A 25,742-nucleotide genomic window follows, 5' to 3' on the forward strand; every position below is an offset into this window, starting at 1 on the left:
TTCGCACCCGCGTACGGTTGTTGGTGGGACAGGCGTGACGGGGGTTGCGGCATGACGGGGAATCGACCGAGGGGCTGGCACGTCCTGGGCCTGGACAAGGACGACCCCACTCCCGGCGCCCCGGACCGCGTACGCCAACTGCCCAGGAATCTGCAGGACTTCGCCGATGATGTCGGGGACGCGCTCCGTCTGATCAAGGGCACGGCAGACGAGGAAGCGGTCCTGCAGCGGGCGGGGCAGCCGCCAAGGCGTTCCAGGGTCAGTTCTCAGGCGTTCCGAAGCAACTGAAAAAGCTGAAGAAGCTGAAGACGTCGTACGACATGGCGGGCGGTGCGCTGGCGGCGTACTGGCCGAAGCTGGAGCGTGCGCAGGCCTGACGGACCGGGCGCTGGCCAACGGCCGTGCGGCGCAGGCCGATCTGAGCTCGGCCAGATCAGCACCCACGACCGGCGCCATGCCGCACGGACATCCCGTCACGTGAGACGACCTCTGACCGCCGTCTTTCAAGTGGCGTAAAGATCCCTTGACTTCGGTGAATTGTGGCAGTCATATTAATGATCCAAAGTGGAGGCGGGGTCGGTCAACCCATTCATCGCGTGATGCGGTGAGCGCATTTCCGGGATTGCCCGACTTGGCTGGAGTTCTGCCGCTTTTTGATGGGCGACGGTCCTTGATATCGGCGTGGATATCAATGCCTGATTGTCACGATGCCGGTTCCCCCAAAGGTGATAGACGTGTCCGTATTCCGCCCGATTCTCCGTAGATCATCCGCAGTGGTGGCAGCCGTGGCGGCTCTGACCGCCGGCATGACAGGAGCTTCGTCCGCCGAGCAGGCCTCGGCCGCCTCGTTCGGCTCGCCCCGCACCATGCCGGCGCACGTGTTCGCTCCGTACTTCCAGAGCTATCGGCCCGGTGACCCCGCGGCGCTGGCCGAGGAGTCGGGGGCCAGCTACCTGACCATGGCGTTCGTGCAGACCGAGAAGCCCGGTTCCTGCGATCCGCTGTGGAACGGCCTGCCCGAGACCCCGATCTCCGCCTCTGTCTACGGCAAGGAGATCGCGAAGCTCAGGAGCCGGGGCGGCGATGTCGCTGTCTCCTTCGGGGGCGGCGCCGCCAGTGGGCTGGGCACTGACATCGCGGACAGCTGTACCGATGTCAGCCGTATCGCGGCCGCCTACGAGAAGGTCATCACCACCTACGGCGTCACGAGGCTCGACCTCGACGTCGAGGGGACGTCGCTGAACAACACCGCGGGGGTCGACCGGCGTAACAAGGCGATCGCCCTGGTCGACGAGTGGGCGAAGCGGACCCATCGCGAGGTCCAGTTCGGCTACACCCTTCCGTCGTCGCCGACGGGCCTGGAGCCGAACGGCAAAGTGCCGCTGACCAACGCCGTGGCCAACGGAGCGGATATCGACCTCGTCAATATCATGACCTTCGACTATTGGGACGGTAAGCAGCACGACATGGCTGCCGACACCTTCACCGCGGCGGACAGTCTCGTCGCCACCCTGAAGGAGATCTACCCCGACCGGAACTCGAAGCAGCTGTGGGGAATGGTCGGCGTTACCGAGATGATCGGTCTGGACGACTACGGGTGCTGCGGCGAGACCGGCCCGCCGGAGATCTTCACGCTCGCCGACGCCGAGGCCGTCACGAAGTGGGCGGGGGAGAAGGGCATCGCTTCCCTCTCCTTCTGGGCCCTCGGCCGGGACAACGGTGACTGCCCCGGTGTGCACGACGGCACCTGCTCCGGTGTGGAGCAGTCCGAATGGGACTACACGCGCACCATGCGCTCGTTCACCCACCGCTAGCCCGCTGGTTAAGCCTTGACTGGCTAAGCCTTGATTGCTGCGGCCGACCTGGCAGCCTGCTCGATCTTCACGCAGTAGGCTGCACGGGCTTCCTCGTCGATCTGCTTCTCGTATTCGGCGCGCATCCCGGTCCGGCCGTCGAGGCCCTCGCGCAGGATATCGGCGTGCCCGGTATGCCGGATGGACTCGCCGAGGACATGGACCATGACGGCGAACAGGTTCGTGTTGGGATAAGCCTCCGGCCACCACGGCACGTGGCCGGGGGCGTCGAGGGGAAGCTCGTTGATCGTCGCGTCCGAGTGTTCCCACGTGCGCCGGTAGAACGCGATGATCTGATCGCGGGTCTCGTCCTCGGTCGCCCACAGGTCGTTGCCGTTGTGGTCCTGCCACCGGGGCAGCGGTTCCGGGGAAGGCCGGTCGAAGACCTCGCCGAAGTACCTGGCCTCGACGTTGGCCACGTGTTTGACCAGGCCGAGGAGGTTGGTCCCGGTCGCTGTCAAAGGTCGGCGGGCGTCGTATTCGGACAAGCCGTCAAGTTTCCAGAGCAGCGCCTGTCGGTCCCGCCGCAGTCTCCCGTGCAGGTTGTCTTTCGCGAATTCATCGATCATGCGGCATGAGCCTGCCATGGGCTGCTCGTGGCCTCAAGATCCCGTACGTAGTCCGCAACGGCTGGCAGAGCCGGGGCCTGGCCATGGCCGCGGTTCACAAGTCAGGCGTGGCTATGCAGAACATGCCCCGCCGACGGCTCAGCCGCTTCGAATGGGTGACGCCAGAAGTCAGGAAGTGTCACCTCGCTGGTCGCCGCAGAGAATCGCAACCACTCCCCACGGCCCAACGGCCGCCGCCCGTCCCACACACGGTCCACCCGACCCCTGCACCCTCGGAGGTTCCCTCCCCGACAACCACCGAGTAACTTCGCACCGGCGTACGGTTATTGGTGAGGCGGACGTGACGGGGGTTGCGGCGTGGCGGGGAATCGGCCGAGGGACTGGCATGTCCTGGACCTGGACACGGACCCCACCCCGGGCGATCCGGACCGGGTGCGCCAACTGTCGAAGAACCTGCAGGACTTCGCCGACGATGTCGGGGATGCGCTGCGTCTGATCAAGGGGATGGCGGACGAGGAAGCGGTCCTGCAGTGGGCCGGGAAGTCCGCGAAGGCGTTTCAGGATCAGTTCTCGGGTGTGCCGAAGCAACTGAGGAAGCTGAAGACGTCGTACGACATGGCGGGCGGTGCTCTGGCGGCGTACTGGCCGAAGCTGGAGCGTGCGCAGGCCCTCGCGGACCGGGCGTTGGCTGATGGCCGTGCGGCGCAGGCCGACCTGAGCTCGGCCAAGTCCCGTCTGTCGTCGGCTGATTCGTGGGTGACGCGGGCCGGCAAGGAAGCCGACAAGTACCAGGACGATCCGACCGGCAGCAAGAGCACCGAGAAGCCGGACGAGGCGAAGGTCCGGGCGGCGACCCGGGACGCGCAGCACGCGAAGTCGGCGCAGTCGTCGGCCCAGTCGGACGTCAGCTCCGCGCAGAACGCGCTGGATGTGGCGAAGAAGATGGCCGAGGACGCCCGCACCATGCGCGAGGAGGCTGCCCGGGAGGCCAAGAACAAGATCGATGAGGCGTCGGATGCAGGGATCCGCAACCGGAAGTGGTGGGAGGAGGTCGGGGACTGGTTTTCCGACAACTGGGACACCATCGTCATGGTCTGCAAAGTCGTCGTCGCGGTCGTCGGCATCATCGCGATGATCATCGGAGGGCCGATCCTCGCCGCGATCGTCCTCGTGGCTGCCCTCATAGTCTTGGCCGACACCCTCAACAAATACGCCAAAGGCCAAGCCTCCCTATGGGACGTCGCCTTCGCCGCACTGGACTGCATACCCGGCGGCAAAGGCATCACCAGCCTCGGTAAACTCGCCAAGGGCATGAAAGCCCTCGGCAAGGGTGGCCTGAAGGTCATGCGGAAGGGCCTGCGGAACGGGCTCCGCAGGGGTGCCGACGACGCGGTGGAGAACGGCCGGCCCCCCGAAGGCCGGTGCGTGGGTGGCGACCCGATCGACATGGTCTCCGGCGAGATGCTCATGGAGCAGACCGACGTCCAACTGCCGGGTCTCCTGCCGCTGATCATGCGCCGCACCCATCTGTCGACCTACGAGTCGGGCCACTGGTTCGGCCCGTCCTGGGCCTCCACCCTGGATGAGCGGCTCGAACTCGACAGCGAGGGAGCCGTGTTCGCCACCGAGGGCGGGATGCTCCTGGTCTATCCGGTGCCTGTCCCCGGCGTACCGGTGCTGCCGACGGAAGGACCGCGCTGGCCCCTGGAGTGGGACGGCGCGCCCGGCACACCTATCCGCGTCACCGACCCGTCCACCGGCCACATCCGGTACTTCGCGCCCTCCGCTGAAGGGGGCACCACCCAGTACGGTGCGCTCACCCTCCCACTCATGGCCCGCTCGGACCGCAACGGTCACCGCATCGACATCGACCGGGACCGGCGTGGCGCGCCCACCGCGGTGCGGCACAGCGGCGGCTACCACGTCCATGTCGACACCGAGGACGACCGGGTCACGCGTCTACGCCTGCGCGACCCGGCGGCAGGTGACGAGGGGACCACACTGCTCCGGTACGAGTACAGCGCCGAGGGAAACCTCGCCGAGATCTACAACTCCAGCGGTCTGCCCTTCCGGCTCGTCTACGACGAGCGGGCGCGCATCACCTCACGCACCGACAGGAACGGCTCCTGGTACCGCTTCACGTACGACGATCAGGACCGTTGCATACGGGGTGAAGGCGCCGACGCCGTACTGAGTTGCACGCTGGTGTACGACACCGAGGACCGTGAGACCCATTACACGAACTCCCTGGGCCACACGACCATCCACCGCTACAACGACCTGCTCCAACGGACCGAGGTCACCGACGCGACCGGGCAGACCGTGCGGACGGAGTGGGACCGGCGCAACCGGATGGTGTCCCGGACGGACCCGCTGTCCCGCGTCACTACGTTCGAACACGACGACCGAGGCAACCTCCGCAGCATCACGCGGCCCGACGGCCACCGCATCAGGATGGAGTACAACGAGCTGGACCTGCCGGTTCAGGTGGTCACCGTGGACGGCGCCGTATGGCGACAGAGTTACGACGCCCGGGGCAACCGGGTCTCCATCACCGATCCGGCGGGGCACACACGGCAGTACACCTACGACGACGAAGGCCGCCCGACATCCGTCGTCGATCCGCTGGGGAACGTCACCGGGATGCGCTGCGATCCGGCGGGCCTCTCGGTGGCGGAGACCAATGCCCTCGGCAGCACGACCCACGTCGAGCGCGACGCCTTCGGACGCATCGTCCGGCTCGTGAACGCCGAGGGCCAGGTCGAACGAATGGGGTGGACGGTCGAAGGCGCGCCCGCCTGGCGTGTCACCGTCGACGGTCGTCGGGAGAGCTGGGAGTGGGACGGGGAGGGCAATCTCACCGCGCACACCGACCGGATGGGGCAGCGGTCAACCGTACAGACCGGGCACTTCCACCAGCCCGCCGCGCGGATCGACCGCAACGGCGCCGAGTTCACGTTCGCCTACGACACAGAGGTGAACCTGACCAAGGTGACCAACCCGCAGGGCCTGAACTGGAATTACACCTACGACGAGGTCAACCGTCTCGTCTCTGAAAGCGACTTCGAAGGCCGTACGCTCAACTACACCTATGACGCGGCGGGGCAGCTCGTGTCGCGGGTCAACGGTGCGGGCGACCGCCTCGACCTCACCTTGGACGTTATGGGCAGGGTGGTCGAACAGCGCACCGTCCAGGGGGAACCGGGCCGGCTGGATCCCGCCACCGCGCACTCCGTGTTCGCTTACGACGTGGCGGGCCGACTGATGCGCGCGGCCAACAACTCCACGGTCCTGGAGCGGTCGTACGACCGCTCAGGCCGGCTGGTGAGCGAGGCGATCGACGGGGCGGAGACCACCTTCGCGTATGACGGACTCGGCCGCCGCACCCGGCGACGTACACCAGGCGGGATCGTCTCCACCTGGAGCTACGACGCCGTGGGCCGCCCTGCGGAGCTGGAGGCGGCGGGAAATCGCGTGGCCTTCGCCTTCGACACGCTCGGCCGGGAGCTCCGCCGCGGGCTCGGCCCCGCCGCGACCCTCACCCAGTCGTGGGACGAGATGGGCCGGCTCACCGGCCAGACCATCCACACCGACGGCCCGGCCGAAGCGCCCGTGCAGGACCGCACGTACGGCTACCGTCCCGACGGCCTGCTCTCCGCCATCAGTGAACTGACCACCGGCCGGCGGGCGTTCGACATCGACCCGGTGGGCCGGGTGACGGGCGTCCGTGCCGCGGACTGGACCGAGCGCTACGCGTACGACACATCGGGCAACATTCGCGAGTCGACGGCGCCCATCGACGACAACCGCCCCGTGGAAAGGGAGTACACGGGCAACCGGCTGCTGCGCTTCGGCCGTACACGCTACGAGTACGACGGACAGGGGCGACCCGTCCGCACCGTGAAGCGGCTTCTCAACGGGCAGAAGCGGGTGACCACTTACACGTGGGACGCCCAGGACCGCCTCACTTCGACGCTCACCCCGGACGGCTCCGCATGGCGCTATCAGTACGACCCCACAGGGCGGCGCTGTGCCAAGTCCCTCCTCGCGGACGACGGTTCGGTGGCCGAGGAGCTCCGGTTCACCTGGGACGGCAACCGGGTCGCCGAGCAGACCACGCATGACGGGCACACGACGACTTGGGACTACTTCGCCGGTACGTACCGGCCGCTGACCCAGCTCGACCAGCGTGGGGACGGCGTCCGGTTCCACTCCGTGGTCACGGACACCATCGGGACACCGACCGAACTCGTCGACGACGAGGGGCGGTTGGCCTGGCATCAGCGTACCGACCTGTGGGGCAGGGACGTACCGAGCGCGTCGGTCGTCACGCCCGAGGCGACCGTCGACTGCCCGTTGCGGTTCCCGGGGCAGTACGCGGACGCCGAGACCGGTTGGAACTACAACTTCGCCCGCTACTACGATCCGGCGAACGCGCGCTATGTCACCCCGGACCCGTTGGGCCTCGGCCCTCAGCCGAACCACTACAGATATGTGGCACACCCGTTCGCGTCGCACGACCCGCTCGGCCTCGCCCAACCCCGCAACCCCGCCACCGGCCTGTTCGAAGTCGACCCGGACCGTCCGGCGACCACGCACAACCGCTCCTCGCAATACCCGCACAGCTATTGGCCCGAGACGCACGAGGACATGGTCACCCGGTTCACCGACGAGGGCCGCGCGGCGGGCGGCTGGCCGCTCAACGAAAACGACCAGCGCATTCCCAGGAACGAGCTCACCTGGCGCAACAATGCAGGAGAAATCATTCCGTCCGATGTCCTCACCTACGACCACAATCCACGCGTAGTCGAACACTGGAATCAGACCGGCTATAACAGCGATTATGCGACACGCGAGACTTGGTACAATGACACAACCGATATGGAGCCGATGACGCGAGCCGACAATGGCCGTGATGGCCAGCGAGCGCCGCGATATCGCCAGGATACCGGTCCGAACTATTCATGCAGAGGTGCGTAAGTGGAGGTTCACATGGATCCGGCCGCCGTGGTATCTGCTTTCCCGGGCGCCGAGGGCTTTCCCGGTGTCCCGGACGCCTGGCACTGGTCGCCAGCCCCCGGGCTCGACTTCTCCGCGGCGCTCAGCGCGGACAGCCGGCACCTCTTCCAGGTGAACACCCGCGATTCGTACGACGAAGAGCTGGTCCGCGCGGTGCTCCTGACCGCTCGTGAGAAGAGCGCCGAGCTACTCGCGGGCGACGTACCACTGCGGGCGGTTCCGGGATTCCACCACGAGGGCCGCGCGTTCGACGTACTCGCCGCCGCCCGGCCGGGTGTGCACAACTTCCACGGAGTGAAGGAACCGGAACTGCAGCAGGTCACCTGGGCGGTCTTCCCCGGATACACGTGTGAATTCGCGAGCCCGGACCTCTATTCGGTGGACGATGCCCGGGAGAGTTTCCTCAGGTACCTGACCCCCGCCAACCTCAATCGGGGCGCCGTTCCCTATATCAAGTTGTGGTTCGACAACACGGTCACCAAGAGCGGCACGGACAACCCTGACGGGATATTCGCCAAGTGGGTGACTCTCGACCGTGAGCTGAATCTCCTCGACGGCGCCCCCGGCAGCTTCGTCGAATTCCGGAATTTCCGCGGACAGAAGTTCCGGGTGGAGTGGGACGGCGGCGACTGGCTGCTCTCCGGGGACCCCGGACAGAACGAACCGCGCCGCGTGGACCTCGGCGAGGTACTCGCCGTGGCGGAAGCAGCGCTGCGTGGCTGAGCCCCGGCTACGAATGACCGATGCGGCCGGGCAGAGCTGGGACGACCCGTCCGACACCCAGATCCAACGCCTGTTCGCCAGCCTCAACTTGAGCTGCCCATTCCTCGCACTACAGCGACTCGACGTCCCGAACGACTCCCAGTACTACCTCCAGATCGCCCTCAACGACGACCTCACCATGGTCCTCGAATACCGGGACCGCGGCCCCACCGAGCACTACCGAGCCGACGTACCCCTGCAGGCCGAGTCCGGCGGCGACGAAATCGTGATCCCCGTCCTCCTCGACTGGGCCGCACGACGGCCGGGTTGGCGCGGAACCCTGCCGTGGCAACGATGGGACGTCGCAAGGGAGGCTCCCTGGGGCGACTGAACCCCTTACCTCTTACGGCAGTTCGCCGAGAACCGCAGTCACGCGGCCCCAGCCCCGGACTTACAGACTTCGGACCACAGCAGCTTCCCGGCACTCCGCCCAAGTGCGTCCCCACCCCCGCGATCCGCCCACGCCTGTACGAGGAGCAGCCCGCGCCCGATGACGTCGTCCACCGGAGCGGGTCGCGGCCGGCACCCTGCACCTGCGCGACAGCGACGAAGCAGCAGTCGGCCTGGCAACCACCCTTGTCCAACTGCTGGACCTGATACGCCCCCCTCGCTCTCAGACGCCGTGAAGGCCGGGGCGAATCCCCGCGGCGGGGTGATGGCGGCTGTGAACGTGCGCGCGGAAGGCAACCCGGCACACGGAACGCCAAAGCCACCTTGTGCGTCCTGCCAAGATGTTCTCGATCAGTTGAATATTCGGGCGGTGTTGTAGATGAGTGGAGGGCAGCCACAGCGTTGGTCCGCAGAGACGGACCGTGTACTGCGGAAGGCTGGGTGGTATCTCGGCCGTTCTATGCCTACCGGCACCTGGGAGTTCATTCTGCGTGAACGGGGCGGGTTTGGGATCCATGAATCCGCACGGCGCTTCCTGGCCGAGTTCGGAGGGCTGATGACCTATGGGTTGCCCGCAGATTCGACTCTGACCCAGTCTGCGATCCGGCTTGATCCCCTCAAGGCAGAATGGGACGAGGAAGCCTTTGCCAGGCTGAGCGAGGAAGCCGGAACGCCGCTCTGTCCCGTCGGTCAGGCCGACAACGGAAACAGCTATCTGGGCATGGCCGCAAGCGGGGCCGTCTATGTCGCCCGTGAGCGCGCGGAACTGTTGGCTGAGACTGCCGATCAGGCATTGGACCGACTCGTGGCTTCGCAACGCGTCGAAGCGGAAATCTGGAAACCGAGTAAACCGGATATTCCAGCTGGTGTTCGTTCGTTCTGGAATCGCATTACCGCGGTGGCAGGCGGCGATGCCGATCGACGCTGGCCCGCGGATACGGACCGTGTGTTGCGTACGGCCGGGTGGTACCCCGGTCGTTCCGTGCCCACCGAGACGTGGGAGGGAATCCTGCGCCGACACGGAGAGTTCGAGATGCACGACGCGGCACAACGGTTCCTGGCCGAGTTCGGGTGCGTGGGAATCCCGTATCGGGAACCGTGGGAATCGATGCCGTGGGGTGAGTTCCGGCTCGATCCGCTCCTCGCGTTGTGGGAGGACGAGGTTCTGGAGGATCTCAGCGACCAGGCAGGTACTTACCTCTATCCCATCGGAATGATCGATCGCTGTAATCAACACCTTGGCATCGCGGAAAACGGCGCAGTCTACGTCGGCATGGACTCCGTGATGCCACTGGCGGCAACACCTGATGAGGCGTTGGTGAAACTCACCAGGAGAATCCGGTAACCAAGTTTCCGACTTGCGAGCATCATTCAACGGCAACAGTGCCGGGCAGTCCTCTCGACTCAGCTACCGGTCAGCGGTTGACGGCCTGGATCTCCTGCACGACAACTTCCTGCTCCGCCCCGAACTCGCCATCCGGCAGGTCCTGTGGATCGTTTACGCCGGTGCCAGTCCAGTGGATCTTCCAGGTGATGGTCGCCCGGAGCTTGTACGAGTCGTCACCCGAGGATCGTAGGTACTTCACTCCACATGGCGGGGTCTGGTCGGACTTGCCCGCGGCGTACGCCTCGCCGATCCGGCCGCTGTTGATCTCACACACTCCGGACGCGGGGTACGTCGTAGCATCGGCCGTCCCCGGCTCGATCTTCAGCGAGACCGGCTCCGCAACCGTCGTCGCCTCAACGCCGAGCAGCGGAACCGACGCCGTGACCGACACCGGCTTGAACTCCGCCGCATCCAGCCACGCCCACGTCGGCAGGTTCACCTTCGTCGTGCCCTCAGGCGCCAGAGTCACCTTCGTGCTGGGCACACGAATCTCGGCCTACGCCAACTGCGCCAGAACCTCGGGCGTAATCGCCTCCGGGATGTCCGCCGGTGGCGGATCACCGATATCCACCCAGAAGAAGGGCTTGTCACAGTCGAGTGCGCCCGGATCACCCTCGCGACCCTCGGTGACGTACGAGGACCACCAGTAACCCTTGCCGGCCTTCTCCTTGTTGAAGTCCTTGTACGGGCCACCCCCGACGTAGCGTCTACGCTGCGAGGCGTCCCACTCATAGCCGGTCGATCCGGCCTCCCAGATCGGCTCCAAATACTTCTGCAGCTGAGCGGGAGAGTACTTGGGGGCGTAATAGCACGCGGGCGGCGTCCACGTGGTGGTGGACGCCACGGGCCCAACGGACTCGCCCGAGCCGTTCTTCGAGCGTCCGTAGATAACGACCCCGGCGGAGGACGAGACGGTGTTGCCATCAACGTCGGCCGAAACCTCCGTGTCGGTCTCGCGGCTGCCGTCAGGCGTGACCTTTGCCCATGCGCTCGTTGTTCCCAGAGCCATCAGCATCAGTGTGAGGGCTAGGCCGCCGACTGCCTTGCGCGTCACTTCAGGCATTGCTTCGCTCCTGCGGTCGAAACGATGCGCGTGGTCTGCCACACGCCGGCGCCGTTCTTCTCCAGCCGTGTGTTGTAGAGAATGAAGTCCTCATCGGAGGGGGTCGTGACCTTGGCCTTGTCCGTCGTGAGGTCCTTGGCGTAACCCTTGCTCTCATCAGCGCAGAACAGGACCGACGCGGTCTTGCTCCCGTCGAGAGTCACGGTCCGGTCGTAGTACTGGATCTTGCCTGTGATGCCGAGGTCGGCGTCCCTGAACTTGCCAACCCACGTCACGGCGGCTTCCAGCGCCAGTCCGCTGTTGTAGAAACTGAGCCCCTCATCTTTGGGGTCCGTGCCTGCGATTGCAGCGTTGACCGAGCGCATACGCTCGGCGCTGTCCGCGAGAACGGCGTCCTTGACCTCGTCGCCCGTCTTGTCGCCTTCGAAGGTCATGGTCAGGTCCGAGGGCAACTTGATGGTAGGCCGACCTCCAGAGGCTGTGGCAGACGTACTCGGCGAAGCCGACTCCGTTTCCCCGGTGTCGGCTCCCGCGATCTTGTCGTTGGCCTTGGAGTCTCCGTCGCCACCCCCACAACCGGTGAGCAAGAGAGTCGCCGTCGCGCCGACGGCAACTGTAGTGAGCAGGCGGGGACGGCGGTTCACGGCAGACTCCTGTGCAGCGTGGGATTCGGGAGGGCAGCGATACGGTATCGGGGGCGCCTGACGACACCAGAGTGAATTGCACCCAAGAGGGAACGCCCCTCGGGGCTTAGCGGCACAGAGCGGTGCCAAACAGAGGTCCGGAACCTTCGATTGAGTGACTGTGGCGGGCGGGAAGCGTGACCTCGTTGGCCACCGCAAACTCCGGGGCACTGCATCAGCTGCCGGTGTCACTCCTTGGCTCGCCTCGGCGAAGCAGGAGGGGTGAAGGGCAGGGGCCGGGAGCAGGACCCCCACTCCACCCGCCCCTCACATCAAGGCCTCCGCCGAGGCCGCGAAACCCCCCGCGCCGCCCCGTTCGGCCACAACCGGGGACTCCGCTGCGCCGCGAGGTCCTCCACCCAGCCCACGGAGATGATCGCGAGGCCTATCAGGGGCCAGACCAGGACGAACATCCACAGCATGTAGGTGGAGTCCAGCAGGCCCGTCGCCCCCTCGCCCTGCATGAAGGGCAGGTTGTACGCGAGGTCGATGATCGGGACAGTGGCCATGATGAGCATGTTGTGCCAGAGGTAGATCGTCACCGCGCGGTTGTTGGACAGAGTCACCAGCTTGTCCCACTTGGCCAGACGGCCCGGCAACTCCTGCCACGACGGGGCGTACTGGAGCAGGATGACGACGAAGCCGAAGGACCAGGTCGCCTGGGCCAGCGGGATGTCGTTCAAGTCCCAGCCGTCAGGGCCCAGATGGCCCGACGCCCACCACAGGCCGAAGGCCATGAGCAGGGCCGAGCAGGAGATCGCGAGGTAGCGGGGAACCTTCGCCAGGACGCCCTCCTGGTGGGCGAAGCCCAGGACCCAGCAGCCGCCGAAGACCGCGAAGTCCGAGACGGCATTGCCCGTTTCGCCGGGGATCGACACCACGCCGGTGCCGACCACCGCGGTGAGGGCCAGGGGGGCGAGGAGCGTGGGCCAGGGTGCGCGACGGAACGCCCACAGCAGCAGCGGGGAGGCGATCACGAACCACAGGTACGCACGGAGGTACCACAGCGGGCCCGCCGCCTGCACCGCCCAAGTGTCCTCCAGCAGGCCGGACTTGGAGCCGATGCTCCAGGGGAACGGCGGGGCGCCGATCGGGATGACGTAGTTGATCATCTCGACCAGGCCCCAGGTGCCGCCGTGATCGGGGTCCTTCGACAGGTTCCAGCCGCCGGCGAGGAGAAGGACCAGTACCACCGCGCTGAACACCCAGAGCGGCGGCAGCAGTCGGCGGATACGGCCGCGGATCACACCCCACGCCGGGCGGCTCAGCGAGCGCGCCATCAGCGAGCCCGCGAGCGCGAACATCACGCCCATGGAGGGGAAGAGGACCGTCAGCCACGCCCAGCCGAAGAGGTGGTACGCGATCACGCGGACCAAGGCGACCGAGCGCAGCAGGTCCAAGTAGCGGTCCCGGCCTGGCCTCTTCACTGACGGAGCCGCATCCCCACGGGGAGCCGGGGCCGCCGGTTCGGGCACGACCATCCTCGTCACCCCCAACGCCGGCGTCGCACCCGCCGGGTAATCCTGCGCCGTCATCCGACCGGCCTCCGATCGTTCGAGGTCCGGTCACGCGAGTCACGGCCCGGCTGTCGTGGGACCGATCCCGGCGCCTCCACGACACCCGTGCGCCGCAGCTTCTGCCAGCGCAGCCGGCCTCCGGTGAGCGCGGTGATCCAGGACTGGAGGAGAACCACGTACATCAACTGCCTGTAGAGGATCTGCTGGAGCGGAAGGGTGACCAGGTGCGTCATGCGTTCCCGGTCGAGGCGGAAGGCGTACGCCGCACACACCGCCTGGATCGCCAGGACGCCCAGCCAGGCCACGATCGTCTTCTGCGTCGGGCCGAAGACCAGCCCGTAGAGGAGGAACACGTCGATCAGCGGGGCGAGGAGCGGGGCCAGGACCATGAAGAGGGAGACCAGAGGGAGACCCACTCGGCCGAAGCGGCCCGACGGGCCTCGCTCGATGACGGCCCTGCGGTGCTTCCAGATCGCCTGCATCGTGCCGTACGACCAGCGGTAGCGCTGGGACCAGAGCTGTTGGACGGACTCCGGTGCCTCCGTCCACGCGCGTGCGTTCTCCGCGTAGACGACCCGCCAGCCGTCGCGGTGCATCGCCATGGTGATGTCGGTGTCCTCGGCGAGCGTGTCGTCGCTCATGCCGCCGACGCGTTCCAGGGCGGAGCGGCGGAAGGCCCCGACGGCGCCGGGGATCGTCGGCATGCAGCGCAGCATGTCGTACATACGGCGGTCCAGGTTGAAGCCCATCACATACTCGATGTGCTGCCAGGCGCCGATGAGGGAGTCGCGGTTGCCGACCTTCGCGTTGCCGGCGACGGCGCCGACGGTCGGGTCGGCGAAGGGCTGGACCAACTCGCGTACCGTCGCCGGTTCGAAGACCGTGTCGCCGTCCATCATCACGATGAGGTCGTAACGGGCGTTCGCTATGCCGCGGTTGAGGGCGGCGGGCTTGCCGGCGTTGAGCTGCCGTACGACGCGTACGTTCGGCAGGCGCATGTCCTCGACGATGCGGGCCGTACCGTCACTGGAGCCGTCGTCGATGACGATGATCTCGATGGGGTGCTCGCTCGCCATCAGCGAATGCACGGTGTTCTCGATGCACTTGGCCTCGTTGTACGCCGGCACCAGCACCGACACCGGTTCGGTGATCGGTACCGGACCCCAGCGGAAGCCAGTGCGCCGCACCCGGCGGGCGTGCAGGACGGAGAGCAGGAGCATCAGGCCGAAGCGGGTGAAGACCAGGACGCCGATGACGGCGATGCCGACGACGAGGGCGTCGGTGGTCTTCTCGGAGGCCTGGACCAGGTTGACCCAGGCCTTGCCCTTCCACAGGTCGAGGCCGGTGACCCCGGTGCTCGCGCTGGGGGCGTCGAGCGCCTCGGTGAGGTTCTCGAACTCGTAGCCCCGGCCCTGGAGTCGGGGCAGGAACCTGTCGAGCGCCTGGACGGTCTGGTGGCGGTCGCCGCCGGAGTCGTGCATCAGGACGATCGCGCCCCTGCCGCGCTTGGGCGTGGCGTTTTCGATGATCTTGCGGACGCCGGGCTTCTTCCAGTCCTCGCTGTCGGTGTTGTTGAGGACGGTGATGTAGCCACGGCTGCCTATGTACTTCGTCACCGGCCAGGACTTGTTGTCCATGGCGTCGGAGAAGGACGAGTACGGGGGCCGGAAGAGAGACGTACGGATGCCCGCCGCGCCCGCCAGCGCCAGCTGGTTCTGGGAGAGCTCCCAGTCGATGCGCTTCGTGGACTGGTAGGAGAGGTCGGGGTGGTTGAAGGTGTGCAGGCCGACTTCATGGCCCTCGTCCACCATGCGCTGCACCAGCGCGGGGTAGCGCGAGGCCATGGTGCCTGTGACGAAGAAGACGGCGTGCGCGTGGTGCTTCTTCAGGACGTCGAGGACTTTCGGCGTCCACTTCGGGTCCGGGCCGTCGTCGAAGGTGAGGACGAGGCGGTGGTCCGGGATTCTCAAAGTGTCCGTACGGCCGCTTCGGGTGTCGATGACCGGGCCGCCCTTGAGGATCTTGTCGGGCACCTGGTCGTAGGACACCGGGGGCCGGACGCGGTGGTCGGCGAGGATCTCGCTGTGCGTGTATCCGCGCAGCATCAGCATCGCCAGCAGGGCGACGAGGATGAGCGAGGGCAGCAGATAGCGCATGGGCAGGCGTCGGCGTCCGGCACTGGGTTCGGGTCGCCTCGCGCGGGGCGCGGAGGCGTGACGGCTGGTGCGGGATGCCATCAGAGGATGTTCTCCGGGGACGAGGAGGACGGTGCGGACGAGGAGCTGGTGGTGCCCGGCTCGGGCTCAAGGGTCGCTACGGGGTCCGGCTCGGCGGAGCCGTCGGCGACGGCTCCCGGCTCGCCGCCGACGACCGGGCTGTCCGACGGCGCGGGCGTCGTGGCGGTGTCCGTGGGACTGGGGTCAGGGGAAGCGGTCGCCGTGTCGGTCGGATCGGGGTCAGGGTCCGGCGTGGTGCTGGTGACCGGGTCCGGCGCGTCCGAGGCGGACAGCGAGGGCTTCGGATCCGTGGACGTGCCCGGGTTGACGGCGCTTGCCGAAGCGTTCGGCGTCGGGCTGGAGCCCGGCTCCGGCGTCGTACCGTCACTGGCCGTTGCGGTCGCGCCCGGTGAGACGCCGGCGGTGCCGGCCGTGCCGGTCGGGCCGACCGTCTCGGCGGGCAGCGGTGACGTGTCGACCTGGCCTGCCGGCTGGTCCTCCTCCTGGCCCGGCATCGGGATCCAGGGCGCGTTGGAGTTGCCCGACAGGAGGGTGACGAGGATGACGACGGCGTAGACGGCGCAGGCCAGTCCCACGATCATGCCGAGGCGGCGGTATCTGCGACTGCGCCGGCCCGACTCGTCGACGAAGACCGGACCGTCCGAGCCTTCCAGGGCCGCCGGGGCGTCTTTGGTCTGCTGGACCAGCCAGTCCTCCAACTGGCGTCCGGCGCCGTCGAGCTGAATCGTCACCTCGTGGGGATCGTGGGTGTGGCCCGGTTCGTCGAGCTGCTCCCAAGAGGGACGCGGGTGCTCCGAGGCGGGGCCGCGCTCAGCGCCCGGCCGAGGCACCGGCACCGGCACCGGCACCGGCACCGGCACCGGCACCGACTCCGACGCCAATCCCGACTCCGGTACCGACGCCGGTCCCGACTCCAACGCCAGTCCCGACTCCAACGCCGGTTCCGACTCAGACGCCGGTCCCGGCCGGCGCTCCGCGCCACTCGACCCTCGTCGTTGGATGAGCGGCCAGGACGAGGTTCTGCCGCCGGCCTCCGGCCAGACCACCTGCCCGCCGGACTCCGGTCGAGAGGACTCATCGGCGCCATGCAACTGCGACGCCGGCTGCGCCTGCGCCTGCGCCTCAAGATGTGACGGATCGGCTTCAGGCCCACTCGACTGATCGGCATTTCGTCCGAACAGTTGGGCGTTTTCCCGCCAGTTTTCTACGTACACGCGCATCCCCCCACGGGACAGTTGCGGGTGCGCACACGACTCCGGGCCTGCTCATTCGCCGTTGGAACGGGTCCCCACCCGATCCAAGCGCCCCTTTTATCACACTGCGCCCGGACCCAGAATGTAGCGCACACCAGTGACACCTGTGCCCATGTGTCCACTACGACTCATCATGATGAGTGCATCCGTGGCCGGAATCCATGCGTCCTCCGGAATCCGCAGCCATCCTCCCTCGCCCGAGAGTTCGACGGCCGCACGGCGGAGTGCGTCGACCCCTGGATGCACCAGCCCCTTGCGCCACACCAGGGACACCGGTGACAGCGGGACGGGGTCCACGAGAGGCCTCAGGACACTTTCAGCCATGGCCGGAAAATCCACCACCGCGAGGACCGGAGTCCGCGTCCTCGCCATGACCCGCCGGAACTCCTCCGCCCCGATGGCCACCGGCGCAGGCGGCGCGAGTGCGATGCCGCGTCCCTCGAACAGACGGCGGGCCAGGTCGGTCCACTCCAGCGTCCGCGGATTTCCCACACCGGCGTAAACGGTCTCGCCCGCGAGCGCGGCCAGCGGCACCTCGTCCAGGGCGGCGAGGTGGTGGTCCTCGGGCAGCACGACGGCCATCGGCTCGTACCGTACGGGCTGCTGCTCCAGCCCGGCCCGCAGCGCCGGGTCGAGCCCCGCGAACCGCCCGAAGGACGCGTCCAGGCGGCCCGCGAGCATCTCCCCCGCCGCTCCGGTGAGACCGCTCTCGAAGCGGGCCATCAGCTCGCTGTCGGGGGCGAGTTCGCGGGCCCGGTCGAGGATCCGGCCGGAGACCAGACCCGGGGAGTTGACGTCGACGAGCAGCGGGCGCTGCCCGCGCGTGAACGCGGACAGCAGTTCCTCCTGCGCCTCCAACACGCGTCGCGCGTACGGCAGCAGCCGCTCACCGTCCGCCGTCAGCGCCACCTGCCGGGTCGTGCGTACGAAGAGATCGGCGCCCAACTCCCTTTCCAGGCGCCGGATGTCCCGGCTCAGGGCCTGCTGGGCGACGTAGAGACGGGAGGCGGCACGCGTGAAGTGCAGCTCTTCGGCGACGGCGAGATAGCCGCGGAGGAGACGGGGATCGAGGAACGGGTGCTGAGCGGGCATCACGCGAACTTACAACCCAGGTGCGTCAATCACCACGGAGTAGGTGTTGGACCCCGAGCGCCACCCGGCACGACGGTTGATCCATGCCGCCACAACAGCCCTCCGAGCAGGCCCACTTGCCGCTCCTCACCGTCACCGGCGACACCCTCGTCGCCGCCGACTTCCGCCCGTGCTTCGGGCAGGGATGCCAACCGGGCCCGTACCGCCGCCTCTTCAGCACTCCCGGCACCCGCGCTTTCACGCTCGGAAATCTCCTGGCCCGTCTCCCCATGGGCATGTTCAGCGTGAGCGCGGTCATCATGATCGCGGGGTCGCGGGGATCGTACGCGCTCGCCGGTGCCGTGACGGCGACGGGTCTGGCGGCGACGGCGGCGGTCGCTCCCTGGACCGCGCGTCTCATCGACCGCCACGGTCAGGCGCGCGTCGCCGTGCCCGCGACGGCCTTCGCCCTCCTTGGCATCATCGCGCTGACGTTGTGCGTGCACTACGGAGCGCCCGACTGGACCCTCTTCGCCGCGTACACCGCCACGGCCACGATCCCCAACACGGGCGGCATGTCACGCGCCCGCTGGGCCCACCTCCACAAGGGCGACGACAGGGCCCTGCACACCGCGAACTCCTTCGAACAGGCCGCGGACGAGCTGTGTTTCATGCTGGGACCGGTCCTCGCGGCCTTCCTCTGCGGGGCTTTGTTCCCGGAGGCGGGCACGCTGGTCGGCGGCGTCCTGATGATGACCGGCGTACTGGTCTTCGCCGCCCAGCGCTCGACGGAACCGCCGCCCCAGCGACGTACGACCGCCAAGTCCCCTGTCCGCGCCGCCGGAATGCCCCCACTCCTTCTCGGATTCCTCGCCACCGGCGCGGTCTTCGGCTCGATGGAGGTCGTCACGATCGCGTTCGCGGACGCGCGGGGCCACCAGTCGGCGGCGGGGGCGGTTCTCGCTCTCCAGGCCGCGGGTTCGTGCGGGGCGGGTCTGCTGTACGGGGCCCGGAGGCCGACCGGTCACGCCGAACGGCGCTACGTGATGTGCGTCGCCGTCATGGCAGCGCTGCTGACCCTCCCCCTGCTCGCCGCCACCCTGGCCGGCTCCCTCCTCGCCCTCGCCCCCGCCCTCCTCCTCGCCGGCATGGCGACCGCCCCGACCATGGTCACCGGCATGGCCCTCATCCAACGCCGCACGCCCGAGGGCCGGTTGAACGAAGGGATGACCCTCGCGGTGACCGGCCTGCTCGGCGGGATCGCATGCGGTGCGGCGGTCGGGGGGTGGGTTGTGGAGCGGGTGTCGGAGACGGCGGGGTACGGGGTTCCGGTTGCGGCGGCGACGCTGGCGTTGCTGATCGCCCTTCCGGTCGCGGCATCCAGGGGTTAGCCGAACTCGCCGACGCCCTTTCACCAAGGTGGCCTCCGAGCAGGTGCGCGAGTCGGCTGCGACGTCGTCCACACCAGGGAACGACGACGGCTACAGGCCGCCGGAGCCACCCCGCCCCGCGACCCACCAGTCCGTGAGGACCTGGATCTTGTGGTCGAAGCGGCGGTCCAGGAGGGACATCGGCGCGCGCAGCACTATCCGCCTTCCGTCGGACACCGCCACGATGACCGTCCGAATCCCCGCGGTCTTCCGAATCTCCAGTCCGATGATGTCCCGCCACGCGATCTCACGACGCCTGTTCCCGAGGACGACGAGCGAGTTGGGGGTGAGCTCGACTCCGTAGTGAGGAGGCAGGAATGGAAAGACGATGCTCGCGATCACGGCCGCCGAAAGGCACGACCGCAGCTCCTCCGACGTCATGTACTCACCGGCGGTGACCGCCAGGAGGACGTTCGTCAGCGCGGTGCCGGCCAGCAGGCTCCCCAGACTGAGGGCGCCGACCGGCAGCATCCCCAGTTTGAAGGTCGGCGCAGGTCCACCTGGGTTGCTTGAGGGAAAGGGGCGCGCAGGACCATTCATGTGGATCACCAATCTCGAAAGTAGTCCAACGCACTCCGCCCGGAGCCATCGCCCATCAGGCCGGTACGGCAGCGGCGACGGCCGCCGCCCGTACAACCCTGCGCTGCCGGAACAGCAAGATGAGCGTGGGGATCCGCCAAGCGGTGAAGGCGAGGATTACAGCGGCCGTGATGGCAGGCAATTTCCAGGCGCCGGCGCTGTCCTGGGCCGCGGTGTTGGCGCCGGGACCGTCGACGAGGGCGGCGAGCGAGGTGTCGGGGTGGGACTCCAGGATGCCGTCGACCGCCACGCTGTCGATGTGGACGGTGCGGTCGTCGGCGTCGAACGGCCCTTCGCACGCCCAGCCTTCCGTCCACAGCTCGTACCAGGCGCCGTCGGTGTATGTGCAGTCGGTGACATGGACGGTTCCAGGGACGCCGGTCGATTCGGCGTACGCCTGCATGCCGCCGTGGACGGCCAAGAACAGGCCGACGACCAGCCCGAAGACAGCGAGGGATATCTCGCGGGGCAGCCGGGGCAGGAGATAGAGGAAGAACATGAGCCGGGTGATTCCCTCTCGCCGCATGAAAAAGTCGTCGCATAACAAGCCGCATGACAAAGTCGCATGACAAAAGCCCCGCCGCTCGAAAGCGACGAGGCTTTTGTCATGGTGTTCAAACATGGGATGAGTGGAGATGGCGGGAATCGAACCCGCGTCCAACGGTGCAGAATCAGGGCTTCTCCGAGCGCAGTTCGCTACGCTTTTCTCGGCCCCGGAGTTCTCGCGAACAAGTCTCCGACAGGCCCAGTCACTGTTTGATTTCCCACCGAACCCCGTGACCGGGCTCGGCGGTTTAGTTCCCTAGATTATGCCAGGATCCGGGTCGGGAACACCCCCGGGCTGACACCCTTTTAGGGTCCTTCAGTCGCTGTTATTAGGCAGCGAGGGCGAAGGACTGGGAATCGCTCTTGGAATTGGCGATTATTGGTTGCGACATATGGTTAACGAGATCATTGCCGCTTCCTCGGCTCGCTTCCCCTGCTTCGACAGCCGCTGTCGAAACCGATCATCCCCATGTTGTTTTTTCAAAGCGCGCACCCGCTGTGAGGTGCAGGACCCATCGTACGTGACCAACGCACGACGGCGCCAACCTATTCCCTCTCGCCCCCTACTGGGCCCTACTGGGCCCTACTCGCCCCGCTGCCGGCGCTTGGCCGCCGCGATCGCGCGGTCCGACTCCCGCCGGTCCTGCTTCTCGCGCAGGGTCTGCCGCTTGTCGTACTCCTTCTTTCCCCTGGCGAGCGCGATCTCGGCCTTCGCCCTGCCGTCCTTGAAGTACAGGACGAGGGGCACGATCGTGTGACCCGTCTCCTCCGACTTCGACGCCAGTTTGTCGATCTCCTCGCGGTGCAGGAGCAGCTTGCGCTTGCGGCGCGCGGAGTGGTTGGTCCAGCTGCCCTGGGTGTACTCGGGGATGTGCGCGTTGTGCAGCCACGCCTCGTTCCCGTCGATCTGGACGAAGCCGTCGGCCAGTGAGGCGCGGCCCTGCCTCAGCGACTTCACCTCGGTGCCGGTCAGGACGAGCCCGGCCTCGTAGGTGTCGATGATCGCGTAGTCGTGCCGTGCCTTCTTGTTCTGCGCGACGATCTTGCGCTTGCCGTCCTTGGCCTTGCCGGATCCCGCCTGGCCGCCCTGCTTCGGCTGGGACTCCTTCGGTACGTACATTCCCTTGCTCATAGTGCTGGCCATTTTCGCACTACAGGGGGGCAGGAGGGAAAGCCGATTACGCAGGACCGGGGAGGCCGCCTACGAGGGACCGGGAAGGCCGGCTACGAGGGACCGGGAAGGCGGCTACGAAGCGTCCCCGAGCCCGCTGAGCACCGTCTCGGCCCGCTCCAGCGCCTGCGCGTCCGCGTCCAGGTCGGGGGTGATGCCCTGTCCGTCGACGCCGCGTCCGGAGGGGGTGCGGTAGTGCCCCACGGTCAGCTCGGCGACGGAGCCGTCGGGCAGCCGGCTGGGCATCTGGACCGAGCCCTTGCCGAAGGTCCGGGAGCCCACGACGACCGCGCGGCCGCGGTCCTGGAGGGCGCCGGTGAGCAGTTCGGCCGCGCTCATCGTGCCGCCGTCGACGAGCACCACCAGGGGTCTGCTGGTGTCCCCGCCGGGATCGGCGTGCAGGGCGCGCTGAGAGCCATCGACGTCGTACGTGGCGACCAGGCCGCCGTCCAGGAAAGCGGAGGCGGCGGTGACAGCCTCTGTGACCAGGCCGCCGGAGTTGCCCCGCAGGTCCAGGGCGATTCCGGCGCCCTGGGGTGCCGCGTCGACCGCGGTCCGTACGAGATCGCCCGAGCCCTTGGTGAACGCGTCGACCTTGATCACGGTGACGCCGTCGGCGAGCTTGCGCACCGTCACCGAGTCCGTGGACAGGCGGGCCCGGCGCAGCGTCTCGCTCCACGCGCGCGTGCCCCGCTGCAGACCGAGCGAGACCTCCGTACCGGCAGCGGCGTCCTCCGCGTCGCCGCGCAGCAGGGAGACGACCTCCGTCACCGGCCGGCCGTCGACCTTCTCGCCGTCGACGCTGCGCAGCAGGTCGCCCTTGCGGATCCCGGCGGCGGCCGCGGGCGAGCCGGCCTGCACCTGGGTCACTTCGATACGTCCGTCACTCTCACGCCTGGCCCACAGCCCGACGCCGGTGTACTGGCCGTCGAGGGCTTCCTCGAACTCCTCGTACTCGCCCTCGGAGTAGACCGCGCCCCAGCGGTCGCCGCTGCGGCTGACGGCACGCTCGGCGGCCTCCATGGGGGACTCCCCGGCGGCCATGGCCTCCTCGGCGGCCTCGGTGACGTCCTCCTGGTCGCTCGTGGACGTCGAACGGTCCACAGAAGAAGCCGAGGAGGGTGCGGCAGTGGATTTCCGGCCGGGGTCGGGGAAGGATCCGGTGGCCGCTCCGGCGACGAAGACGCTGGCGAAAAGCAATGTCAGGGCGGCCCCGCGGCGGATGCGGCGGGGCTCACAGAACAGGTCACGGCCTGACATGCCGGTGAGTCTAGGACAACGCGAAGGGGCCGCACCGCCGGTTGGCAGTACGGCCCCCTTGTCATGCGTCACACCTTCAGGTACTTGCGCAACGCGAAGAAGGCGGCCAGCGCGGGCATCAGCAGGCTGGTCGCGAGGATCAGCGGAAGCTTCGTCAGAACGGCGTCCCAGCCGATGAAGTTGATCAGATTCAGCTTCTCGGACAGCGCCAGACCGTGGTCGATGATGAAGTACCGCGCGATCACCAGGAAGCCGCACGCGACCGTGCCGCCGATGAGTCCCGCGACGGCCGCCTCCATGATGAACGGCGCCTGGATGTAGAAGCCCGAGGCGCCGACCAGGCGCATGATCCCGGTTTCGCGCCGTCGGCTGAACGCCGAGACGCGCACCGTGTTGACGATCAGCATCAGTGCGACGACGAGCATCATCGCCATGACCGCGCGGGCGGCCCAGTTCATGCCGTTGAGCAGTCCGAAGAGGTTGTCCAGGATGCCCTTCTGGTCCTGCACGGACTGCACGCCGTCACGCCCGTCGAAGGCGGTCGCGATGACCTGGTACTTCTCCGGGTCCTTCAGCTTGATCCGGTACGACTCCTGCATCTGGTCCGGTGTGAGGGACGCGGCCAGCGGGGAGTCGCCGAACTGCTCCTTGTAGTGCTTGTAGGCCTGGTCCGCCGACTCGTAGGTGACCGTGTCGACGACCGTGGACTTGTCCAGGTCGCTGAGGATCTCCTTCTTCTGGTCGGCCGTGACCGCGCCCTTGGCGCAGTTGGGGTCGGACTCCGCGTCGCTCTTGTTGCAGAGGAAGATCGAGACGTTGACCTTGTCGTACCAGTAGCCCTTCATGGTGCTCACCTGGTCGCTCATCAGCAGCGAGCCGCCGAACAGGGCGAGCGAGAGGGCGACCGACACGACGACCGCGAAGGTCATGGTCAGGTTTCGGCGGAGACCGACTCCGATCTCCGACAAGACGAACTGGGCGCGCATGGCGTCTACTCAGGCCTTTCCATGGACAGGTGCGGGATTGTCGCGGTCAGTGCTGGTAGCCGTAGACGCCGCGCGCCTGGTCGCGGACGAGACGGCCCCCCTCCAGCTCGATGACGCGCTTGCGCATCTGGTCCACGATGTTCTGGTCGTGTGTCGCCATCAGCACGGTGGTGCCCGTCCGGTTGATGCGGTCGAGCAGCTTCATGATGCCGACGGAGGTCTGCGGGTCGAGGTTTCCGGTCGGCTCGTCGGCGATGAGCAGCTTGGGGCGGTTCACGAACGCCCTCGCGATCGCGACACGCTGCTGTTCACCACCGGACAGCTCACCGGGCATCCGCTCCTCTTTGCCGCCGAGCCCGACGAGGTCGAGCACCTGGGGCACGGACTTGCGGATCTCACCGCGGGACTTGCCGATGACCTCCTGCGCGAAGGCGACGTTCTCGGCAACCGTCTTGTTCGGCAGCAGCCGGAAGTCCTGGAACACGGTCCCCAGTTGGCGGCGCATCTGCGGCACCTTCCAGTTGGAGAGACGTGCGAGGTCTTTGCCCAGGACGTGCACCTGGCCGTGGCTGGTCCGCTCCTCGCGGAGGATCAGCCGCAGGAAGGTGGACTTTCCGGAGCCGGAGGACCCCACGAGGAACACGAACTCACCGCGCTCGACCTCCAGGGAGACATCCCTGAGAGCGGGGCGGGTCTGCTTGGGGTAGACCTTGGAGACATTGTCGAATCGGATCACGGATGCACCACGGGTCGCCGGGGGTAGATGTGCGTGACCATACGCGAACCGGATGGGCGAGCGCAGTCGCCGGTCGTGGTTGCGTGCGGCTTGTGCGTTTTTGTACGGCTCAGGAAGGCGCCCCGAAAGGCGCGGGGAACTGCGCGGGCAACCACTACGCCACCGAACGCGAGCAACCACTACGCCACCGAAGCCGCGAAACGAAGCCCGGCCACCGCGACGAGGGCGCCCTCCTTTTCGCGGCTAACCGGCGGAGCGTCGGGGCAGGATAAGGGGAACCGCGCCGAAATCCACGGAACCTGGCACAGTGGAGGGGGAACGGTTGCGTTCCCCGCAGCGTTATGTCAGCGGAGAGCCGGCGCAAGGAGGGCAAGCGCATGACGTACGACCGACTGGTGTGCGCGAACTGCGCGGGGCCTGTGAGCGAGGGTCGCTGCCGCGTCTGCCGTGCGAATCGGGAGCGACTCCAGCAGGAGAGCCCGTTCGCCGGCCTGAACCCCATGGCACTGATCTCACTGCTGGTCGTGCTGGTCGCGGCACTGGCACTGGTGGCCCACCAGACGGTGTGAGGCCCGCTGAGCCGGCGTTACGGCGGCCATCGCACCCCTTGTCGAAAGAAGGGCCCCCGGAGTCCGGAGTCGCCCCGCAGCACCGCAGCCCACGAGAGCCGACCGACGCGACGCGAGACTGACATAAGAAGGGCCCGGAGCACGACGCTCCGGGCCCTTCTTACGCTCTTACGCGCGTGTGCGTCAGGCGACGGCACCGCCGCGGCCGCCCATGAGGCGGGGCAGCAGACGGAAGCCGATACCGCCGGCGATCATCGTGGCCGCACCGATCACCAGGAAGGTGGTCTCCGCGGCACCCGTCTCGGCGAGCTCGCCGCCGGAGCCCTGGGCCGAGGTGTCGGAGCCGGTGTCGGTCAGGGACGAGGAACCCTCGCCCTGCTCGACCGGGTTGTTGCCACCGTCGGTGTCGGTGCCACCGGACGACGAACCACCGGTGGACGTGCCGCCGGTCGAGTCGTCACCACCGGACGTACCGCCCGTGGTGTCACCGCCCGTGGTGCCACCCGTCGTGCCGCCGGTCGAGTCGTCACCACCCGACGTACCGCCCGTGGTGTCACCGCCGGTCGTGCCACCCGTCGTGCCGCCGGTCGAGTCGTCACCACCCGACGTACCGCCCGTGGTGTCACCGCCGGTCGTGCCACCCGTCGTGCCGCCGGTCGAG

20 protein-coding genes, 1 other RNA gene and 2 pseudogenes are annotated in these 25,742 nt (G+C 67.6%); 8 read left to right on the top strand and 15 right to left on the bottom strand.

From position 1 onward, the window contains the following. The first annotated feature begins 51 nt into the window (after positions 1-51). Both ACFYPC_RS14690 and ACFYPC_RS14695 read left to right on the top strand, forming a co-directional pair. Complete coding sequence (locus ACFYPC_RS14690) at positions 52-288, top strand: hypothetical protein (protein ID WP_388675084.1); 237 nt, start codon at positions 52-54, stop codon at positions 286-288. A gap of 497 nt (positions 289-785) precedes the next feature. Next, on the top strand, positions 786-1,814 hold the full coding sequence (locus ACFYPC_RS14695; protein WP_388675087.1) for a chitinase: 1,029 nt from the start codon (positions 786-788) through the stop codon (positions 1,812-1,814). Positions 1,815-1,837: 23 nt separating this feature from the next. On the opposite strand, the gene ACFYPC_RS14700 is transcribed toward ACFYPC_RS14695, so the two are convergent. Continuing rightward, on the bottom strand, positions 1,838-2,422 hold the full coding sequence (locus ACFYPC_RS14700) for a DinB family protein (protein WP_388675089.1): 585 nt from the start codon (positions 2,420-2,422) through the stop codon (positions 1,838-1,840). 357 nt (positions 2,423-2,779) lie between these two features. Between ACFYPC_RS14700 and ACFYPC_RS14705 the strand changes: the two genes are divergently transcribed. From ACFYPC_RS14705 to ACFYPC_RS14720, 4 genes are all read left to right on the top strand, one after another. After that, entirely contained in the window at positions 2,780-7,402 is a 4,623-nt protein-coding gene (locus tag ACFYPC_RS14705) for a DUF6531 domain-containing protein (protein ID WP_388675092.1), read from the top strand. Further along, a complete protein-coding gene (locus ACFYPC_RS14710) occupies positions 7,403-8,164 on the top strand; it encodes a hypothetical protein (protein ID WP_388675095.1) in 762 nt (253 codons plus the stop codon). It abuts the gene before it with no gap. Continuing rightward, a complete protein-coding gene (locus ACFYPC_RS14715; protein WP_388675098.1) occupies positions 8,157-8,534 on the top strand; it encodes a hypothetical protein in 378 nt (125 codons plus the stop codon). Before ACFYPC_RS14710 ends, ACFYPC_RS14715 begins: the two co-directional genes overlap by 8 nt. A gap of 438 nt (positions 8,535-8,972) precedes the next feature. Beyond that, entirely contained in the window at positions 8,973-9,938 is a 966-nt protein-coding gene (locus ACFYPC_RS14720) for an SUKH-3 domain-containing protein (protein WP_388675101.1), read from the top strand. A 70-nt stretch (positions 9,939-10,008) separates the two neighbouring features. On the opposite strand, the pseudogene ACFYPC_RS14725 reads toward ACFYPC_RS14720, so the two are convergent. The 6 genes and pseudogenes from ACFYPC_RS14725 to ACFYPC_RS14750 all read right to left on the bottom strand — a co-directional run bounded on the left by ACFYPC_RS14725 (position 10,009) and on the right by ACFYPC_RS14750 (position 17,825). Beyond that, a pseudogene (locus ACFYPC_RS14725) lies at positions 10,009-11,043 on the bottom strand (hypothetical protein). Next, positions 11,031-11,477 carry a hypothetical protein gene (locus ACFYPC_RS14730; protein ID WP_388675103.1) on the bottom strand — a complete coding sequence of 149 codons (447 nt, stop codon included), beginning with the start codon at positions 11,475-11,477 and terminating at the stop codon, positions 11,031-11,033. Before ACFYPC_RS14730 ends, ACFYPC_RS14725 begins: the two are co-directional and overlap by 13 nt. Positions 11,478-11,998: 521 nt before the next feature. Continuing rightward, a complete protein-coding gene (locus ACFYPC_RS14735) occupies positions 11,999-13,207 on the bottom strand; it encodes an acyltransferase (protein WP_388675273.1) in 1,209 nt (402 codons plus the stop codon). 50 nt (positions 13,208-13,257) lie between these two features. Further along, on the bottom strand, positions 13,258-15,480 hold the full coding sequence (locus ACFYPC_RS14740; RefSeq protein ID WP_388675106.1) for a glycosyltransferase: 2,223 nt from the start codon (positions 15,478-15,480) through the stop codon (positions 13,258-13,260). Further along, positions 15,480-16,361 carry a hypothetical protein gene (locus ACFYPC_RS14745; RefSeq protein WP_388675108.1) on the bottom strand — a complete coding sequence of 294 codons (882 nt, stop codon included), beginning with the start codon at positions 16,359-16,361 and terminating at the stop codon, positions 15,480-15,482. The genes ACFYPC_RS14740 and ACFYPC_RS14745 overlap by 1 nt, the downstream gene beginning before the upstream one ends. Before the next feature lie 432 nt (positions 16,362-16,793). Then, positions 16,794-17,825: a LysR family transcriptional regulator gene (locus ACFYPC_RS14750; RefSeq protein WP_388675111.1), complete on the bottom strand. Its 1,032-nt coding sequence runs from the start codon at positions 17,823-17,825 to the stop codon at positions 16,794-16,796. Positions 17,826-17,908: 83 nt separating this feature from the next. Here ACFYPC_RS14750 and ACFYPC_RS14755 point away from each other — a divergent pair, with 83 nt between their 5' ends. Then, complete coding sequence (locus ACFYPC_RS14755; protein WP_388675114.1) at positions 17,909-19,195, top strand: MFS transporter; 1,287 nt, start codon at positions 17,909-17,911, stop codon at positions 19,193-19,195. A 90-nt stretch (positions 19,196-19,285) separates the two neighbouring features. Here ACFYPC_RS14755 and ACFYPC_RS14760 read toward each other — a convergent pair whose 3' ends face one another. From ACFYPC_RS14760 to ftsE, 7 genes are all read right to left on the bottom strand, one after another. Further along, the gene (locus ACFYPC_RS14760; protein WP_388675117.1) at positions 19,286-19,705 is read right to left on the bottom strand and encodes a hypothetical protein; all 420 of its coding nucleotides are present in this window, start codon (positions 19,703-19,705) and stop codon (positions 19,286-19,288) included. Positions 19,706-19,829: 124 nt separating this feature from the next. Next, positions 19,830-20,339, bottom strand: coding sequence for a hypothetical protein (locus ACFYPC_RS14765; protein WP_388675120.1), 510 nt, complete (start codon positions 20,337-20,339; stop codon positions 19,830-19,832). Positions 20,340-20,440: 101 nt separating this feature from the next. Continuing rightward, positions 20,441-20,828: a transfer-messenger RNA gene (gene ssrA / locus ACFYPC_RS14770) on the bottom strand. A 114-nt stretch (positions 20,829-20,942) separates the two neighbouring features. Then, complete coding sequence (gene smpB / locus ACFYPC_RS14775) at positions 20,943-21,491, bottom strand: SsrA-binding protein SmpB (protein WP_388675276.1); 549 nt, start codon at positions 21,489-21,491, stop codon at positions 20,943-20,945. Between the two features lie 114 nt (positions 21,492-21,605). Beyond that, on the bottom strand, positions 21,606-22,790 hold the full coding sequence (locus tag ACFYPC_RS14780) for a S41 family peptidase (RefSeq protein ID WP_388675123.1): 1,185 nt from the start codon (positions 22,788-22,790) through the stop codon (positions 21,606-21,608). Positions 22,791-22,858: 68 nt separating this feature from the next. Continuing rightward, entirely contained in the window at positions 22,859-23,776 is a 918-nt protein-coding gene (gene ftsX / locus ACFYPC_RS14785; protein WP_388675126.1) for a permease-like cell division protein FtsX, read from the bottom strand. A gap of 46 nt (positions 23,777-23,822) precedes the next feature. Beyond that, positions 23,823-24,512, bottom strand: coding sequence for a cell division ATP-binding protein FtsE (ftsE, locus tag ACFYPC_RS14790; RefSeq protein ID WP_384375451.1), 690 nt, complete (start codon positions 24,510-24,512; stop codon positions 23,823-23,825). Positions 24,513-24,889: 377 nt separating this feature from the next. Between ftsE and ACFYPC_RS14795 the strand changes: the two genes are divergently transcribed. Then, a complete protein-coding gene (locus ACFYPC_RS14795; protein ID WP_365430266.1) occupies positions 24,890-25,081 on the top strand; it encodes a hypothetical protein in 192 nt (63 codons plus the stop codon). Positions 25,082-25,264: 183 nt separating this feature from the next. Here the strand turns inward: ACFYPC_RS14795 and ACFYPC_RS14800 are convergent. Continuing rightward, positions 25,265-25,742 (bottom strand): annotated as a pseudogene (locus ACFYPC_RS14800) (hypothetical protein); the annotation flags it as partial.

It is taken from the genome of Streptomyces sp. NPDC005808, from assembly GCF_042871385.1.
Classification (GTDB): Bacteria; Actinomycetota; Actinomycetes; order Streptomycetales; family Streptomycetaceae; genus Streptomyces.